Origin of the sequence: Micromonospora chaiyaphumensis (assembly GCF_900091435.1) — a bacterium.
Lineage (GTDB): Bacteria > Actinomycetota > Actinomycetes > Mycobacteriales > Micromonosporaceae > Micromonospora > Micromonospora chaiyaphumensis.
Genome location: NZ_FMCS01000010.1, coordinates 148,512 through 165,783, shown reverse-complemented (window position 1 = coordinate 165,783; position 17,272 = coordinate 148,512). Strand labels below are relative to the sequence as shown.

General features: G+C 73.8%; 15 protein-coding genes. 10 read left to right on the top strand and 5 right to left on the bottom strand.

Annotated features, from left to right (window positions below; all coding sequences use genetic code 11):
• Nucleotides 1-2: 2 nt before the first annotated feature.
• The 5 genes from GA0070214_RS24900 to GA0070214_RS24880 all read right to left on the bottom strand — a co-directional run bounded on the left by GA0070214_RS24900 (nt 3) and on the right by GA0070214_RS24880 (nt 4,954).
• Nucleotides 3-533 carry a DinB family protein gene (locus GA0070214_RS24900; RefSeq protein WP_091268747.1) on the bottom strand — a complete coding sequence of 177 codons (531 nt, stop codon included), beginning with the start codon at nt 531-533 and terminating at the stop codon, nt 3-5.
• Between the two features lie 42 nt (nt 534-575).
• Nucleotides 576-1,064: a universal stress protein gene (locus GA0070214_RS24895; RefSeq protein ID WP_091268745.1), complete on the bottom strand. Its 489-nt coding sequence runs from the start codon at nt 1,062-1,064 to the stop codon at nt 576-578.
• A 3-nt stretch (nt 1,065-1,067) separates the two neighbouring features.
• Entirely contained in the window at nt 1,068-2,687 is a 1,620-nt protein-coding gene (locus GA0070214_RS24890) for an MDR family MFS transporter (protein WP_091268743.1), read from the bottom strand.
• Nucleotides 2,688-2,802: 115 nt separating this feature from the next.
• Complete coding sequence (locus GA0070214_RS24885) at nt 2,803-3,228, bottom strand: MarR family winged helix-turn-helix transcriptional regulator (protein ID WP_091268741.1); 426 nt, start codon at nt 3,226-3,228, stop codon at nt 2,803-2,805.
• Between the two features lie 13 nt (nt 3,229-3,241).
• Nucleotides 3,242-4,954 (bottom strand): alkaline phosphatase D family protein, encoded by a 1,713-nt coding sequence (locus tag GA0070214_RS24880; RefSeq protein ID WP_091268739.1) that lies wholly within the window; start codon nt 4,952-4,954, stop codon nt 3,242-3,244.
• A 146-nt stretch (nt 4,955-5,100) separates the two neighbouring features.
• Here GA0070214_RS24880 and ftsY point away from each other — a divergent pair, with 146 nt between their 5' ends.
• From ftsY to ffh, 10 genes are all read left to right on the top strand, one after another.
• On the top strand, nt 5,101-6,294 hold the full coding sequence (gene ftsY, locus GA0070214_RS24875) for a signal recognition particle-docking protein FtsY (RefSeq protein ID WP_091268737.1): 1,194 nt from the start codon (nt 5,101-5,103) through the stop codon (nt 6,292-6,294).
• On the top strand, nt 6,269-7,165 hold the full coding sequence (locus tag GA0070214_RS24870; RefSeq protein ID WP_187399608.1) for a phosphotransferase: 897 nt from the start codon (nt 6,269-6,271) through the stop codon (nt 7,163-7,165). Before ftsY ends, GA0070214_RS24870 begins: the two co-directional genes overlap by 26 nt.
• A 176-nt stretch (nt 7,166-7,341) precedes the next feature.
• A complete protein-coding gene (locus GA0070214_RS24865; RefSeq protein ID WP_091268733.1) occupies nt 7,342-8,754 on the top strand; it encodes an ammonium transporter in 1,413 nt (470 codons plus the stop codon).
• Between the two features lie 25 nt (nt 8,755-8,779).
• Complete coding sequence (locus GA0070214_RS24860; RefSeq protein ID WP_013284578.1) at nt 8,780-9,118, top strand: P-II family nitrogen regulator; 339 nt, start codon at nt 8,780-8,782, stop codon at nt 9,116-9,118.
• 17 nt (nt 9,119-9,135) lie between these two features.
• Nucleotides 9,136-11,445: a [protein-PII] uridylyltransferase gene (locus GA0070214_RS24855; RefSeq protein WP_091268730.1), complete on the top strand. Its 2,310-nt coding sequence runs from the start codon at nt 9,136-9,138 to the stop codon at nt 11,443-11,445.
• Between the two features lie 76 nt (nt 11,446-11,521).
• Nucleotides 11,522-12,424 (top strand): ABC transporter ATP-binding protein, encoded by a 903-nt coding sequence (locus GA0070214_RS24850; RefSeq protein WP_091268729.1) that lies wholly within the window; start codon nt 11,522-11,524, stop codon nt 12,422-12,424.
• A complete protein-coding gene (locus tag GA0070214_RS24845; protein ID WP_091268727.1) occupies nt 12,414-13,235 on the top strand; it encodes an ABC transporter permease in 822 nt (273 codons plus the stop codon). The genes GA0070214_RS24850 and GA0070214_RS24845 overlap by 11 nt, the downstream gene beginning before the upstream one ends.
• 20 nt (nt 13,236-13,255) lie before the next feature.
• Complete coding sequence (locus GA0070214_RS24840) at nt 13,256-14,380, top strand: sensor histidine kinase (RefSeq protein ID WP_091268725.1); 1,125 nt, start codon at nt 13,256-13,258, stop codon at nt 14,378-14,380.
• On the top strand, nt 14,377-15,033 hold the full coding sequence (locus GA0070214_RS24835) for a response regulator transcription factor (protein WP_091268723.1): 657 nt from the start codon (nt 14,377-14,379) through the stop codon (nt 15,031-15,033). Before GA0070214_RS24840 ends, GA0070214_RS24835 begins: the two co-directional genes overlap by 4 nt.
• A gap of 597 nt (nt 15,034-15,630) precedes the next feature.
• Complete coding sequence (gene ffh / locus GA0070214_RS24830; protein ID WP_091268720.1) at nt 15,631-17,184, top strand: signal recognition particle protein; 1,554 nt, start codon at nt 15,631-15,633, stop codon at nt 17,182-17,184.
• Nucleotides 17,185-17,272: the final 88 nt, after the last annotated feature.

The window sequence follows — 17,272 nt, the reverse complement described above, 5'->3', positions numbered from 1 at the left end:
GGTCAGTCGCCCGTGACGCCGTCGATGCGCTCGCGGATCAGGTCGGCGTGGCCGTTGTGCCGGGCGTACTCCTCGATCATGTGCACGTAGACCCAGCGGACGTTCATCTCGTCGGCGGTGCCGTCTCGGCGGGGGCGCCGGAAGGTGTGGTCCAGGGACAGGCCGGCGGCGGTCTTCCGGGCCGCCTCGACCTCGGCGCGGAAGGTGGCGAGGGTCTCCTCCGGGTCGGCGTCGGCGACGGCGTTCAGATCCGCGTCCTCGTCCTCGTCGTCGTCGTAGAGGACGGGGACGTCCTCCCCGGCGGCGCGGATCCGGAACCACCAGCGCTCCACACCGGCCAGGTGGCGGACCAGCCCGAGCAGGGTCAGGGTTGACGGCTCGACGCTCGCCGTCCGGAGCTGCTCGGCGGTCAGGCCGGCGCACTTGTGGAGCAGGGTGTCGCGGTGGTAGTCGAGCCAGCCTTCCAGCATGGTGCGCTCGTCGCCGACGTAGGGCTCGTGGCTGCGGTCGATCTCGGGTGCTCTCCAGGTCATCCGGCCATCCTCCGGCGCGGGTGCGACGGTCGCGACCGGATTTCAGGGCACCACCACGACCGGCCAGCGGCCGGTGCGGACCAGCCGGGTGGCGACCGAGCCGACCAGCTTGTGGCCGGCCTGCTCGGAGGACCCGACGACCACCAGGTCCGCGCGCTGCTCGTCGGCGGCCTTGGCCAGCTCGGCGTACGCGTCGCCGCGCCGGCACAGGAAGGTCACCGGCAGGCCCAGCTCCTCCGCGCCGCGCCGGCACTCCTCGCGCAGCTCGGCGGCCAGCTCGTCCTGGGTCTGCTGCACCGCCCCGGCCACCACGCCCGACATGATCGCGGTGTACGGGGACGGCGAGCTGACGAAGACGACCACGAGGCCGGCGCCCTGCCGGCGGGCCAGCCCGGCCGCGTACGAGGCGGCGCGCAGCGAGGTGCGGCTGCCGTCGACGCCGACCAGCACCACCCGGGGCCCGTCCGTGCCGCGCTCGAACGGCAGCGGCCGGGCCTCCGGGCCGTACTTCTCACGCTCGGGGGCGTCCATCGGTCAGTCCCGCCCGCCCGTGCGTACCACCGGGGCGCCGGCGCCGGCCGCGACGGTGGACTCCCGCTCGACCTCGGCGGAGATCGCGTCGCCGTTGTTGCGGCGCAGCGGCACCTCCTTGATGAACACGACCGCGAGCAGCGCGATCAGCCCGAACGGGGCGGCGGCCAGGAAGATGTCCCCGGCGCCGTGCCCGTACGCGGCCTCGACGACCGCGCGGATCGGTGCGGGCAGGGTGTGCACGTTCGGCAGGGTACCGCCGCTGCCGGAGCTGGACGCCGGAATGCCGAGCCCGGCGAGCCCCTCGGCGAGGTAGTCCTTGACCTTGTGGCCGAGGATCGCGCCGAGCGCGCTCACCCCGATGGCACCACCGAGGCTGCGGAAGAAGGCCACCACCGAGCTGGCCGCGCCGAGTTCGTGCGGGCCGACGGTGTTCTGCACGGCGAGGACCAGGTTCTGCATGGTCATGCCCAGGCCGAGGCCGATCAGCGCCATGAACACAGCGAGCCGCCAGTACGGGGTGTCCGCCCGCATGGTGCCCATCAGCGCGAAGCCGGCGGTGAGCAGCGCCGAGCCGGTGACCAGGTAGCGCTTCCAGCGGCCAGTGTTGGTGATGATGCGGCCGACCACGGTCGAGGCGACCAGCAGGCCGAGGATCATCGGCAGGGTCATGAGGCCGGACATGGTCGGGCTCTCGCCGCGGCTGATCTGGAAGTACTGGCCGAGGAAGACCGAGGCCCCGAACATGCCCACGCCGACCGCGATGCTGGCGATCACGGCGAGGGTGATGGTGCGGTTGCGGAACAGGCGCGGCGGGATCATCGGCTCGGCGGCGCGGTTCTCCACCCGGAGGGCGAGCGCGCCGAGCAGCACGGCGCCGGCCACCATGACGGCGCTCTGCCAGGACACCCAGTCGTACTTGTCGCCGGCCAGCGTGACCCAGATCAGCAGCAGCGAGACGGCCGCGGTGATCAGGGTGGCGCCCCACCAGTCGATCTTCGCCTCGCGCCGGACCACCGGCAGGTGCAGGGTCTTCTGGAGCACGACCAGGGCGAGAACGGCGAACGGCACGCCCACGTAGAAGCACCAGCGCCAGCCGAGCCAGTCGGTGTCGACGATGACGCCGCCGATCAGCGGGCCGCCGATGGTGCCGACGGCCATCACGGCGCCGAGGTAGCCGCTGTACCGGCCGCGCTCGCGCGGCGCGATCATCGTGGCCATGATCACCTGGGCCAGGGCGGTGAGGCCGCCCGCGCCGACGCCCTGGAGCACCCGGCAGGCGATGAGCTGGCCGGTGGACTGGGAGAGCCCGGCCAGCACCGAGCCCAGCACGAAGATCGTGAGGGCCAGCTGGACCAGGATCTTCTTGCTGGTCAGGTCGGCCAGCTTGCCCCAGATCGGGGTGGTCGCCGTGGTCGCCAGCAGCGTCGAGGTGACCACCCAGGTGTACGCGGACTGGCCGCCGTGCAGCTCGGTGATGATCCGCGGCAGCGCGTTCGAGACGACCGTGGAGGAGAGGATCGCGACGAACATGCCCAGCAGCAGGCCGGAGAGCGCCTCCAGGATCTGCCGGTGGGACATGTCGACGGCGGTCGCCCGGGTGGGCGCTGTCGCCTGCGTCATCGTGGATTGCCTCCGGAGAAAGACGGGGGAAGGAGTTGCTTCGGGCAACCGTATGGCTTGGTTGCCTCAAGCAACAACCTCACGTGGCGCAGGTCTTATTCCAGGGCGGATCCGGTCAGAAGGTCTCGTTGAACCGGTGCATGAGCCGGGCGAAGTCCTCGACGTCCTGTTTCGGCCAGGATTCGAGCGAACGCCGGATCTGTTCGAGTCGGGCCGCCCGTGCCGCGTCGAACCGGCGGGTGCCCTCCTCGGTGAGGCTGAGCTGAGCGGCCCGCCGGTCGGTGGGGTCCGGGTCGCGGCGGACCAGCCCCAGCGCCTCCAGGCCGCCGATCTGCCGGCTCAGCGTGCCCTTGCCGATGCCCAGCTTGACGGCCAGGTCCGTGAGCCGGATCGAGCCGGACCGGCGCAACCAGAGGAGCAGGCCGTAGGCGTTCGGCTCCAGGTTGGGATGCACCTCGCGGGCGATCTCCCAGGACAGGGAGCGCCCACGCCGCAGGAGCGCGGTCAGTTCGTGCTCGACGGCGCGCAGGCTCTCGTCCACGCTGAGAGGGTACTCACCCGTCGTCGCTGAGCCGCTGCCGCGCCACCGTCCGCAGGTGCCCGTCGCTCGTGGTGCCCTCGATGACCACCTCGGCCGCCCGGCCCCGGTGGGTCAGCGTGGCCACGGCGTTGCCGAAGTAGGGCCCGGCCAGCTTCTTCCAGCGCACCGGCGGGCGACGCACCCCGGCCGAGCGGGCCAGCGTGCGGGCCGCGCCGGCCGGCCCCGGGTTCCAGCCGAGCCGCATGAGCGGGCGCATCCCGGCCGGCACCTGGTTGTGGATGGGCGAGCAGGTGAGCTGGTGCACCGGGGTGCGCACGCTCTTGTCGGCGAACCGGGCCCGGGCCACGTACGAGTGGTGCACGTCGCCGGAGAGCACGCTGATCGAGGCCGGCCGGGAGTATGCCGGGCCGGCGCCGATCCGGGCGCCCTCACGCGGCGCCGTGCCGCTGCCCAGCCGGACGAACAGCTCACCGAGCGCCTCGAAGGAGCGCCGGAACGAGGCCCAGTGCTCCAGGTCCCAGGCCCGGCGCATCTGCTCGGCCAGCTTCGCGACCCAGGGCCGGCGGGAGTCGGCGAGCTTCTCGTTCCACGACTCGACGTGATGGATGCCGGGCGGGAGCAGCCAGGGCAGCGAGGCGCCGACCACCAGGTGGTCGTAGACGCCGTGCGCCCGGTCCAGGAACCAGGACCACTCGCCCGGCGGCAGCATGGCCCGGTTGCCGGCGTCGAGCACCCGGCTGGAGCGGTTGTCCAGCATCACCAGGCGGGTCCGGCCCAGGTCCAGCGCGTAGCTCCACTGGTACTGCACGGCCCGCCAGCGCTCGGTGTCGTGCGCCACGTCGGCCTCCTGGTCGACCCGCTCGCCGAACTCGTGCAGCACGCCCGTGGCGTCCTCGGCGGCGGTCACCTTGGCGTAGACCGGGTCGGCGGCGATCTCGTCCGGGGACAGGTTGCCCAGGTGCTGGTAGACCCAGTAGGAGGCCAGGCCGCTGCGGATGCGCTCCGCCCACCAGGGCTGCGTGCGCATGTCCGCCCGCCAGGACGCCGAGGTGTTCCAGTCGTCGATGATCTCGTGGTCGTCGAAGATCATCACGCTCGGCACCGTGGAGAGCAGCCAGCGGATCTCCGGGTCGCGCCAGGACTCCAGGTAGAGCTTCGTGTACTCGTCGAAGCTGACCACCTGGGTGGCCGGGGCGCCCTTCGGCCGGCGCCGCCGCCGCTTCAGCAGCCGGCGCACGGTCGGCGAGGTCTCGTCGGCGTAGACCTGGTCGCCGAGGAGCACCAGCAGGTCGGGCAGCGCGTCCGGGTCCGGGGTGGCGATCAGCCGCCGGGCGTACGCGTCCAGCGCGTCCGGGGGCAGCCGGCGGGCGGTGGCGTGCTGCGTGGTCTCGCGGCAGGAGCCGAAGAGCAGGGTCACCGGCTGGTCCCGGTCGTCCGCCGCCCGGGTGCGGATGAAGCTGGACGGGAAGCCGCTGTCCGGCACCGGCCAGACCACCTCGTCGTCGACGAGCACCTCGTAGGTGGTGCTGCTGTCCGGCGTCAGCCCCGACACCACCACGATCGCGTAGTGGTGGTCGTACGCCGAGAAGGTGGGCGCACTGCCGGTGGCGCCGCCGGCCGTGCGGACGGTGACCACGGCGGGCGCGCTGGTCTCCACCCAGACGGTGGCCCGGGTGTCGACGACCCGGCGCAGCAGCGGGCCGATGAGCAGACGGGGACTGGTCACGGCGCACCTCCGACGAAGATCATCAGATCCTTCCTACCCGGCCGGCGGTTGCGGCACGCCTTCCAGCCGCGAGCGTACCCGCAGCTTGTTCACGTGCCGAGGCGGTGAGTGGGACGCCGTCGCCGCCATCTGACAGGATTTCGGGCATGACGGAATACCTCCTCGTCGCACTCGCCCTGCTCGGCGTGCTGATCCTCGGCGGCCTCAGCCTCGTGGTGCCCCGGCTGCGCCGGCGCCCCGAGCCGCCGCTGCCGGAGACGGAGGTCGACACCCGGGCCGAGGAGGACCTGGCCGGGCCGCCGGTCGAAGCGGCGGAGTCGGACCTGCGCACCGGCGTGCTCGTCGAGCCGCCGCCGGTGGTCGAGGCGCCGCCGCTGCCCACCATCGAGGTCCCCGAGCCCACCGCCGGCCGGCTGGTCCGGCTGCGCTCCCGGCTGTCCCGCTCGCAGAACGTCTTCGGCAAGGGCCTGCTCGGCCTGCTCAGCCGGGACCGCCTCGACGAGGACACCTGGGAGGAGATCGAGGACAGCCTGATCACCGCCGACGTCGGCATCGACTCCACCCGCGAGATCGTCGACCGGCTGCGTGAGCGCACCCGGGTGCTCGGCACCCGGTCGGTCGACGAGCTGCGCACCCTGCTCGCCGCCGAACTGGTCAACGCGCTCGACCCGACACTGGACCGGTCGCTGAAGACCGCCCCCAAGGAGGGCGGGCCGGCGGTGCTGATGGTGGTCGGGGTCAACGGCGCCGGCAAGACCACCACCTGCGGCAAGATCGCCCGGGTGCTCATCGCGGACGGCCGGACCGTGCTGCTCGGCGCGGCCGACACCTTCCGGGCCGCCGCCGCCGACCAGCTGGAGACCTGGGGCGGCCGGGTGGGCGCGGAGACCGTCCGCGGCCCCGAGGCCGCCGACCCGGCCAGCGTCGCCTTCGACGCCGTGAAGCGGGGCATCGACACGAAGGTCGACACGGTGCTCGTGGACACCGCCGGCCGGCTCCAGAACAAGGTCGGCCTCATGGACGAGCTGGGCAAGGTCAAGCGGGTCGTGGAGAAGCACGGCCCGATCGACGAGACCCTGCTGATCCTCGACGCCACCACCGGGCAGAACGGCCTGGAGCAGGCCCGGGTCTTCACCGAGGTGGTGAACGTGACCGGCGTGGTCCTCACGAAGCTCGACGGCACCGCCAAGGGGGGCATCGTGATCGCCGTCCAGCGCAAGCTGGGCATCCCGGTCAAGCTGGTCGGCCTCGGCGAGGGCCCGGACGACCTGGCCCCGTTCGACCCGGCACAGTTCGTCGACGCGTTGCTCGGCAATGAGCCGATCGCCCGGGACGCGTAGCCTCGACGTGACGACTGACGATCGCGCCTACGCGGGGTGGCGCGACCCCAGCCACCCGTCGCCACGCCTCGGGAGACCGTACGTGACTTCGCAGGAGATCCCGCTCCACGGCGGGAACGTGAGCACCGTGGTCCGGGTGGGCGACACCGTCCGGCGCAACGCCGGCCCGTGGACCCCCTCGGTCCACGCCCTGCTGCGCCACCTGGAGTACGTCGGCTTCACCGGCGCGCCCCGCGCCCTGGGCATGGACGAGCGCAACCGGGAGGTCCTGTCGTACCTGGAGGGGGAGTGCGGGGAGTACCCGCTCGCCCCGCACTGGGTCACCGACGAGGCCCTGGTCACCGTGGCGACCATGCTGCGGATGTTCCACGACGCCCAGTACGGCTTCACCCCGCCGCCGGGTGCCGTCTGGCGCTCGTTCGGCCCGCCCCCGCCGGACACCGAGGTGATCTGCCACCACGACGCCGCCCCGCACAACGTGATCTGGCGGCCCGACGGCACCCTCGGGCTGATCGACTTCGACCTGGCCTCGCCCGGCGCCCGGATCTACGACGTGGCGTACGCGGCCTGGACCTGGGTGCCGATCTTCTCCGACCGGGACTCGATCACCCTCGGCTGGAAGCACCCCGACCGGCCGCGCCGGCTGCGCCTGTTCGCTGACGCGTACGGGCTGATCCCGCGCGACCGGCACCGGCTCATCCGCACCATCCGCAAGCGGATCGTCGACCACGTGGAGGGCATCCGGCGGATGGCGGCGGCCGGTGAGCCGGCGTTCGTCCGGATCGTGCACAAGGGCCACCTGCGCCGGCCCATGCGCGACCTGCGGCTGCTCGACTACGAGCGGCACGCCCTGGAGTACGCGCTGCGCTGAGCGCTCTCCGCCAGCATGATCGTCGTTCTTCACACGCCGGAAACAACCCGTCACGCGTCGGAAATCGAGCGGTGTCGGTGAAGGAAACAGCCGCCGAGCAAGCTTCCGCGCAACCGGCGTACGGGCGACGCTGCCCCGGAAGCCGCGAAGGAGGACTTCACCTTTAGGAGGCCAGCGTGCCTGAAGCACCGACGATCGACGGCGGCAACACCGTTTGGCTGCTGGTGTCGACCGCCCTCGTGCTGCTCATGACCCCGGGCCTGGCGCTGTTCTACGGCGGGCTCAACCGGGCCAAGGGCGTGCTCAACATGATGATGATGAGCTTCTCCGCCATCGGGCTCATCTCCGTGCTGTGGTGGTTCTACGGTTTCAGCGTCGCCTTCGGGGCCGACGTGAACGGTTTCTGGGGCGACCCCGCCGCGTACCTCGGCACCAAGACCTTCCTGGCCGAGACCGACCTCTGGGGCGCCACGGCGGAGAACCCCAGCGGCATCGGGGTCCCGCTCTACGTGTTCATGGCGTTCCAGATGGTCTTCGCGGTGATCACCGTCGCGCTGATCAGCGGCGCCATCTCCGACCGGGCCAAGTTCGCCGGCTGGCTGCTCTTCGCCTTCGGCTGGGCCACCCTGGTCTACTTCCCGGTCGCCCACTGGGTGTGGGGCGGCGGCATCATCGGCGCCAAGCTCCACGCGCTGGACTTCGCCGGCGGCACGGCGGTGCACATCAACGCCGGTGCGGCGGCGCTCGGCGTGGCCCTCGTGCTCGGCAGGCGGGTCGGCTGGCCCCGCGAGGGCATGAAGCCGCACAACATCCCGCTGGTGGCGCTCGGCGCCGGCCTGCTCTGGTTCGGCTGGTTCGGGTTCAACGCCGGCTCGGAGCTGACCGTCGACTCGGTCGCCGGCCTGGCGTTCCTCAACACCCAGCTCGCCACCGCCGCCGCGGTGCTCGGCTGGCTCGCGGTCGAGTGGTTCAAGGACGGCCGGCCGACCATGGTCGGCGCGTCCTCCGGTGCCGTGGCCGGCCTGGTCGCCATCACCCCGGCCTGCGGTTTCATCGCCCCCTGGGCGGCGGTCCTGCTCGGCATCGTCGCCGGTGCGGTCTGCGCCCTCGCCATCAGCCTGAAGTACCGGCTCGGCTACGACGACTCCCTCGACGTGGTGGGCGTGCACTTCGTCGGCGGCTGGATCGGGTCGCTGTGGCTCGGCCTCTTCGCCACCAACTCGGTCAACGGCGCGATCAGCGACGTGGTGGGCGCCTCCGACGGCCTCTTCTACGGCGGCGGCCTCACCCAGCTGGGCCGGCAGGCCCTGGCCGGCCTCATCGTCACCGTGTGGTCGGCCGGCATCGCCTGGTTGCTCGCCTTCGGCATCGAGAAGACGATCGGCTTCCGGGTGGCGGCCGAGGCCGAGGTCGACGGCATCGACGTCGCCGAGCACGCGGAGAGCGCGTACGACCTGTCGCCCACCACGGGCGGCAGCGGCGGGGGCGCGTTCGCCCTGGCCGGGATCGGCGCCGCCAGGCCGGCCCCGGAACCCACCGACCCGGCGGAGGAACCCGCCGAGCCGGTCAGCGAGAAGGTCGCCGGTTAACGTTCCTGGGATGGAGGGGTTGGACATGAAGCTGGTGACCGCGGTCATCAAGCCGTACCAGCTGGACGCGGTGAAGGAGGCCCTGCACGCCCTCGGCGTGGCCGGCCTGACCGTCAGCGAGGTCCAGGGCTACGGCCGGCAGAAGGGGCACACCGAGGTCTACCGGGGTGCCGAGTACACGGTCGAGTTCCTGCCCAAGATCCGGGTCGAGGTGCTGACCGACGAGATGGACGTCGACAAGATCGTCGACGCCATCGTGGGCGCCGCCCGGACCGGCAAGATCGGCGACGGCAAGGTCTGGGTGACCGGCGTCGAGGAGGTCGTCCGGGTGCGCACCGGCGAGCGCGGGCTCGACGCCCTCTGACGCCGGATCCGACCGACGTGACCTCGTTGACCACGACGACCGGCCCCACCGGGGACGGCCCGCTCGCGGTCAACGAGGTCGCCGGCGTACCCGGGGGGATCGGCGCCGAGGCCCGCGCGGCCCGCGCCGACGCCCTGGACGCCTGGCTGCGCGGCATCTTCTCGGCGCGGGAGGGGATCGCGCTGGTCGCGGTCGGCGGGCTGGGCCGCCGCCAGTGCGCGCCCCACGGCGACCTCGACCTGGTGCTGCTGCACGCCGGGGTGCCCGGCACCGACGAGCTGGCCGCCTCGCTCTGGTATCCGATCTGGGACGCCGGGCTGCGGCTGGACCACTCGGTGCGCACCGTCGCCGAGGCGCTGTCGGTGGCCCAGGACGACGTCAAGGTCGCCCTCGGCCTGCTCGACGCCCGCCACGTGGCCGGCGATCCGGTGCTGGCCGACCAGCTCGTCCGCACCGCCGCCGACCACTGGCGGCGCACCGCCGTCCGGCAGCTCCCGCGGCTGCGGGAGATCACCACCGCCCGCTGGGAGGCCCACGGCGAGCTGGCCTTCCTGCTCGAAGGCGACCTCAAGGAGGCCGCCGGCGGACTGCGCGACGTCGGCCTCCTCCGGGCCATCGCCACGGCCGGTGTCACCGACGCCCTCCGCCCCGCCGTGCACGCCGCCCACCGGCGGCTGCTGGACACCCGCGACGCCCTGCACCAGCAGGTCGGCCGCCGGGTCGACCGGCTGGTCGCCCAGGAACGCGACGGCGTCGCCGCCCTGCTGGGGCTGCGCCAGCCGCTGACGGGGGACACGGACGCCGAGGCCGAGACGGTCGGAGGCGGCGACGCGCTGCTGCGCCGCGTGGCCGGGGACGCGCGGACCGTCAGCCACGCCCTCGACGACGCCTGGCGGGCCGCCGACCGGCTCCGCGCCGGCCGGCACCGCGGCGCCGCCGGCCGGCCCCTGCGCCGCCCGGTCGCCCGCGACGTGGTCGAGCAGGACGGCGAGCTGGTGCTGGCCCGCACGGCCATCGGCGCCCGCCCCGACCCGAGCCTGTCGCTGCGGGTCGCCGCCGCGGCGGCCACCACCCGCCTGCCCATCGCCCGGGCCACCTGCGAGTGGCTGGCCGCGTACTGCCCGCCGCTGCCCGCGCCCTGGCCGCCGGCCGCCCGGGCCGCGCTCATCACCCTGCTCGGCGCCGGACCCGGCCTGGTGCCCGCCTGGGAGACCTGCGACCGGTACGGCCTGATCGACGGCTGGCTGCCCGAGTGGACCCGGCTGCGCAGCCTGCCCCAGCACAACCCGGTGCACCGGTTCACCCTCGACCGGCACCTCGTGCAGGCCGCGTACGAGGCGAGCCGGCACACCCGCGACGTGGACCGGCCCGACCTGCTGCTGCTCGGCGCGTTCCTGCACGACATCGGCAAGGGTCTGCCGGGCGACCACAGCACCGTGGGCGCACCCCTGGCGGAGGCGGTGGCCGCCCGGATCGGCCTGCCCGACGACGAGGTGGCGCTCATCGGGAGGCTGGTCCGGCTGCACCTGCTGCTGCCCGACGTGGCCACCCGGCGGGACCTCTCCGACCCGAAGACCGTCGCTGGTGTCGCCGGGCGGGTCGGCGACACCACCACCCTGGACCTGCTGCACGGCCTGGTCCGGGCCGACGCCGCGGCCACCGGGCCGGCCGCCTGGTCGGAGTGGAAGGGCCGGCTGATCGCCGAACTCGTCGCCCGGGTGCGCACCGCCCTGGACACCGGCGTGGTGCCCGCCCCGCCGGCCCCCGACCCGGCGCTGGTCGCCGGGCCGCTGCCCGTCGTACACCTGGGGGAGGACCGGGTGTCGGTGGCCGCGGCGGACCGGCGGGGGCTGCTCGCCACGGTGGCCGGCTGCCTGGCCCTGCACCGGCTGGAGGTGATCTCCGCGGACGCCGCCACGGTCGACGGCCGCGCCCTCGTGCAGTGCCGGGTGCAGCCGCGCTACGGCCTGGCCCCCGACCCCATCGCGCTCAGCGCCGACCTGCGCCGCGCGGTCAGCGGCGACGTGTCGGTCACCCAGCGGCTGCGCGGCCGGGCCCTCGCCGCCCGCGGCCAGGGTGCCGCGCCCCGGGTGGTCTGGCACCGCGAGGCGGCCACCGACGCCGTGCTGCTGGAGCTGCGTGCCGCCGACGCGGCCGGGCTGCTCTACCGCGTCACCTGCGCCCTCGACGAGGCCGGCGCCCAGGTGCGGGCCGCCCGGATCTCCACCCTCGGCGGCGACGTGGTGGACGCCTTCTACCTGGTGGGCGGCTGGCCGCCCGACGCCGACCGGGCCCGGATCGAGGCCGCCGTTCTCGCCGCCGTCTGACTACGTCCGGCGACGTAGGCGCGGAGCCGCCCGCGGGGCGACGTGCCGGGAGCCGTCCGGCGGGACGCTCGGTGGCATGAACCTGCCAGTGCAGACCGAAGGGCTCACCAAACGGTACGGCGGCCTGACCGCCGTGCAGGACCTCAACCTGACCGTCCGGGCCGGCGAGGTGTACGGCTTCCTCGGCCCCAACGGCGCCGGCAAGACCACCACCCTGCGCATGCTGCTCGGGCTGGTCCGGCCCACCGCCGGCACGGTCCGGCTGCTCGGCCGGCCCCCGGCCGCCGGCCGGCTCACCGGGGTCGGGGCGCTCATCGAGGGGCCGGCCTTCTACCCGTACCTCTCCGGCCGGGACAACCTGCGGGTGCTGGCCCGCTACGCCGGGGTCGGCGCCGACCGGGTCGCGCTCGTGCTCGACCTGGTCGACCTGACCGACCGGGCGGGCGACCGCTACGCCGGCTACTCGTTGGGCATGAAGCAGCGGCTCGGCGTGGCCGCCGCACTGCTGAAGGACCCCCGCCTGCTGATCCTGGACGAGCCGACCAACGGCCTCGACCCGGCCGGCATGGCGGACATGCGCACACTGATCCGCCGGCTCGGCGCGGCCGGCTGCACGGTGCTGGTCTCCAGCCACCTGCTCGGCGAGGTCGAGCAGGTCTGCGACCGGGTCGGGGTGATCGCCCGGGGCCGGCTGGTCGCCGAGGGCAGCGTGGCCGAGCTGCGCGGTGCGGCCGGGCTGCGGCTGCTCGCCGACCCGCTGGACGCCGCGGCCGCCCGGGCCCGAGACCTGGTCGGTGCCGAGCGGGTGCGGGTGGTCGACGGCGGGCTGGAGCTGGCCGTCGAGCCGGACCGGGCCGCCTGGCTCAACACCGAACTGGTCGGGGCCGGGCTCGCCGTGCGCGAGCTGCGTCCCCGGGAACGGGACCTGGAGCAGGTCTTCTTCGACCTCGTGGAGAAGGGAACGGCCGATGTCGCGTAGCTTCCGCGCCGAGACGGTCAAGCTCGTCCGGCGGCCGGCCAGCTGGCTGCTGCTGGCCATCACGCTGGTGCTCGCACTGATCTTCACCTACGTCTTCCCGTACGCCGGCATCGCGGGCGGCACCGACGGGCCGAACACCGGCCGGGCGCTGCCCGCCCTGCTCCCCGACCAGCTGGTCGGCAACTCCCTCGGCGGGCTGCCGGTCTTCCTCGGCTCGATCCTGCTGATCCTCGGCGTGCTCACGGTCGGCGGCGAGTACGGCTGGGGCACCTGGAAGACCGTGCTCACCCAGGGCCCGACCCGCCTGGAGGTGTACGCGGGCAAGCTGCTCGCCCTCGCCGCCGCCGCGCTGGCCGTGGTGCTGGCCGTGTTCGCGGTCGGCGCGGTGGCCAGCGTGCTCATCGCGTCCGCCGAGGCGCAGCCGGTGACCTGGCCGTCGGCCGGCGACCTGCTGACCGGGATCGGGGCGGGGTGGCTCATCGCGACGATGTGGGCCATGCTCGGTGCCGTGCTCGCCGTCGCGCTGCGCGCCGTGGCGCTGCCGGTCGGGCTGGGCCTGGTGTGGATGCTCGCGGTGCAGAACCTGCTCGCCGCGATCGCCGCGCCGCTGGTCGACTGGGTGGCCAAGGCCCAGGAGGGGCTGCCCGGGCCGAACGCCGGCTCGCTGGCCGCCGCGCTCGGCGCGCCGGGGGACACCCCGGGGGTGGCGGCCACCGTGGGCGGCGGGCAGGCGGCCGTGGTGGTGGCCGCGTACCTGGTCGGGTTCGCGGCCGTCGGCGCGGTGCTGCTGCGCCGGCGGGACATCGGCTGAGGCGGGGCGGGGGAGGGGACGTGGACCGCGAGCGTGGCAACCGGGGCCCCTGGCTCCTGGACGGCCTCGTCGCCCTGGCCCTGCTGGTGATCGGGCTGGCCGGCACCGCGCCGGCCGGCCTCAACCAGGGTGTGGGCACCGGGCGGGCCACCTATCCGCTGGTCGTGGTGGCCGCCGTCGCGGTGGCCGTGCGCCGGCGCTGGCCGCTGCCCACCCTGGGCGTGGTCACCGCCGCGAGCACCGCCTACCTGGTGCTCGGCTACCCCTACGGCCCGATCCTGCTGTCGTTCTTCGTCGCGGTCTACACGGTCGCCGCGTACCGGCCGGTGCGGCCCGCGGCGGGAGCCGCCGGCGTGGCGCTGCTCGTGCTGCTCACGCACGTCTTCGTCGGGGCGCACCCACCCGGCCTGGTCGGGCTCATGCCGGCCGCCGCCTGGGTGGTGGTGCCCTTCGCCGTGGGGGTCACGGTGCGGCTCGGTCGGGAGAACGCGGCGCGCAACCGCACCGACGAGGCGCGCCGGCTGGCCGACGCCGAGCGGCTGCGGGTGGCGCGGGAGGTGCACGACGTGGTCGGCCACGGCCTCGCCGCGATCCACCTTCAGGCCGAGGTCGCCCTGCACCTGCTGGCCCGCAAGCCCGAGCAGGCCGAGGCGGCGCTCACCGCGATCAGCCGCACGAGCAAGGAGGCGCTCGACGAGTTGCGGGTGACGCTGACCGTGGTGCGCCGCGACGAGGCGGTCGACGAGCGGACCCCCGCGCCCGGGTTGGCCCAGCTCCCGCAGTTGCGGGAGCGGTTGGCCGGCGCCGGGCTGCCGGTCACCGTCGAGGTGGACGGGCCGCCGCGCCCGCTGCCGGTCGCCGTGGACCTGGCCGCGTACCGGGTGGTGCAGGAGGCGCTCACCAACGTGCTGCGGCACGCCGGGCCGGCGACCGCCACCGTCCGCATCCGGTACACGCCCACCGAGGTCGCCGTCGAGGTGACCGATACCGGCCGGGGCGCGGTCGCCGCGGCGGACCGGCCCGGCTACGGGCTGGCCGGCATGCGGGAGCGGGTCACCGCGCTGGGCGGCTCGTTCGCCGCCGGCCCGGCCTCCACCGGCGGGTTCCGGGTGTCCGCCACACTGCCCGTGGAGGAGGTCGCATGATCCGTGTGCTGCTCGCCGACGACCAGGACCTGGTCCGGATCGGGCTGCGTGCTCTCATCGAGAGCGAGGACGACCTCACCGTGGTCGGGGAGGCGGCCGACGGGCTCGCCGCCGTCGAGGCGGCCCGCCGGGAACGCCCCGACGTGGTGCTCATGGACGTCCGGATGCCCGGCGTCGACGGCATCGAGGCGACCCGCCGGATCGTCGCCGACCCCGCGCTGGGCGGCACCCGGGTGGTCGTGCTGACCACCTTCGAGCTGGACGAGTACGTCTTCGACGCGCTCCGGCACGGCGCCAGCGGCTTCCTCACCAAGGACACCCGCCCGGCCGAGCTGCTGCGGGCCGTCCGGCTGGTCGCCGAGGGGGAGGCACTGCTCTCTCCGTCGGTGACCCGGCGGGTGGTCCGGGAGTTCGCCACCCGGCCGGCCCGGGTGCCCCGCCCGCACCCCCGGCTCGGCACGCTGACCGACCGGGAACGCGAGGTGGTCGGGCTGGTCGGCGAGGGGCTGAGCAACGTCGAGATCGCCGAGCGGCTGGTGGTCAGCCCGGCCACCGCGCGGACCCACGTGAGCCGCGCCATGGTGAAGCTCGGCGCCCGCGACCGGGCTCAGCTGGTGGTCTTCGCGTACCAGTCGGGGCTGGTCGCCTCATGATTCACCGGCACGTCCGGCACCCGCAGGAGCGCGGTGGTCCAGGGTGTTGCCTTCTGTCGCTGCGAACTTGATGGCGTGAACGATTCAGCTCGAGACGGGGTGGTCGGGCGGGGCCGATCCGCCGCCCCCGCGAGCCGGCCGGCACGAGTCGGACGCCTGCGTGGGTGACTCATCCACGTCATCAAGTTCCTAGCCAGCCGGGACAGACCGTCGAAACGGCACGCCGGTCGCGTTCCGTCTGTACTTGCTGCCGCCGTCCCACTGCTCAAGACCGCGGGTCCGGACATTGGGACTCTAGAAGATCTTGGTGTGCAACGGCCCCCTGAGGGGCCATTTCCGTCCAAGATCTCGGCGGCCCGGCGGCCCGGCGGCCCGGCGGCCCGGCGGCCCGGCGGCCCGGCGGCCCGGCGGCCCGGCGGCCCGGCGGCCCGGCGGCGCGGCGGTGGCGGGCGGTGCGGCGGTGGGGGCTGGGCGGCCCGGGAGCGGGGGTCCGGCCGGTGGGAAGCAGTGCGTGGGCGGGACCGTTACCCTTGCGGGTAGCCGGACGTGTGCGTGCCGGCCGACTGTGCTCGCCAAACCGACAAACGGGATGTTCGCGTGTTTGACACCTTGAGTGACCGCCTGTCCGGGATCTTCACCAAGCTCCGCGGCAAGGGTCGGCTCACCGACGCCGACATCGACGCCACCGCGCGCGAGATCCGCATGGCGCTGCTGGAGGCCGACGTCGCCCTGCCGGTGGTCAAGGGCTTCATCGCGAACGTCAAGGAGCGGGCGCGCAGCGCCGAGGTCTCCCAGGCGCTCAACCCGGCCCAGCAGATCGTCAAGATCGTCAACGAGGAGCTCATCGCGGTCCTCGGCGGCGAGGGGCGGCGGCTCCAGTTCGCCAAGCACCCGCCGACGGTGATCATGCTGGCCGGCCTCCAGGGTTCCGGTAAGACCACCCTCGCCGGCAAGCTGGCCCGCTGGCTCAAGGCCCAGGGGCACCAGCCACTGCTGGTCGCCGCCGACCTCCAGCGCCCCAACGCCGTCGGGCAGCTCCAGGTGCTCGGTGGCCGGGCCGGCGTCGAGGTGTACGCCCCGGAGCCCGGCAACGGCGTCGGCAACCCGGTGCAGGTCGCGCGCGACTCGATCGAGCACGCCAAGCGGGCCGCCCGCGACATCGTCATCGTCGACACCGCCGGCCGGCTCGGCATCGACGCCGAGATGATGCAGCAGGCCGCCGACATCCGCGACGCGGTCCAGCCCGACGAGGTCATCTTCGTCATCGACGCGATGGTCGGTCAGGACGCGGTCCGCACCGCCGAGGCGTTCCGCGACGGCGTCGGCATCACCGGTGTGGTCCTCTCCAAGCTCGACGGTGACGCCCGTGGTGGCGCGGCGCTGTCGGTCCGGGAGGTCACCGGGCAGCCGATCCTTTTCGCCTCCACCGGCGAGAAGCTGGAGGACTTCGACGTCTTCCACCCCGACCGGATGGCCAGCCGGATCCTCGGCATGGGCGACGTTCTCACGCTGATCGAGCAGGCCGAGCAGGCCTTCGACGCCGATCAGAAGGAGAAGATGACCGCCAAGCTGATGGGCGGCGAGCAGTTCACCCTGGAGGACTTCCTCGATCAGCTCATCGCGGTCCGGCGGATGGGCCCGATCGCCAACGTGCTGGCCATGATGCCGGGCATGGGGCAGATGAAGGACCAGCTCGCCGAGCTGGACGACAAGCACTTCGACCGGGTCACCGCGATCATCCGGTCGATGACCCCGGCCGAGCGCACCACCCCGAAGATCATCAACGGCTCCCGCCGGGCCCGCATCGCCAACGGCTCCGGCGTCACCGTCATGGACGTCAACCAGCTGCTCAACCGCTTCGCCGACGCCCAGAAGATGATGAAGCAGATGGGCGGCATGATGGGCCTGCCCGGTGGCGGCCGGCGCAAGGCGACCAAGTCGCCGAAGAACAAGCGCAAGGGCACCAAGGGCGGCGGGCGGCCGCGCACCGGCGCCGGGGTGCCGGGCGGCTTCCCGGGCGGCATGCCGCAGCTCCCGCCGGGCCTCGACCCGGGTGACCTGGCCGGCGGCCAGGGCCTGCCGCCGGGTTTCAAGCTCCCGAAGATCGACTTCAACAAGCTCGGCAAGGGCGGTGACAAGGGCCCGCGCTGACCCCGTTTCCGACGGCCCCGTTCCCACCCGTGGGGACGGGGCCGTCCGCGTACGGTGGCGGGCTCGTAACACGCTCGCGGACGTGATC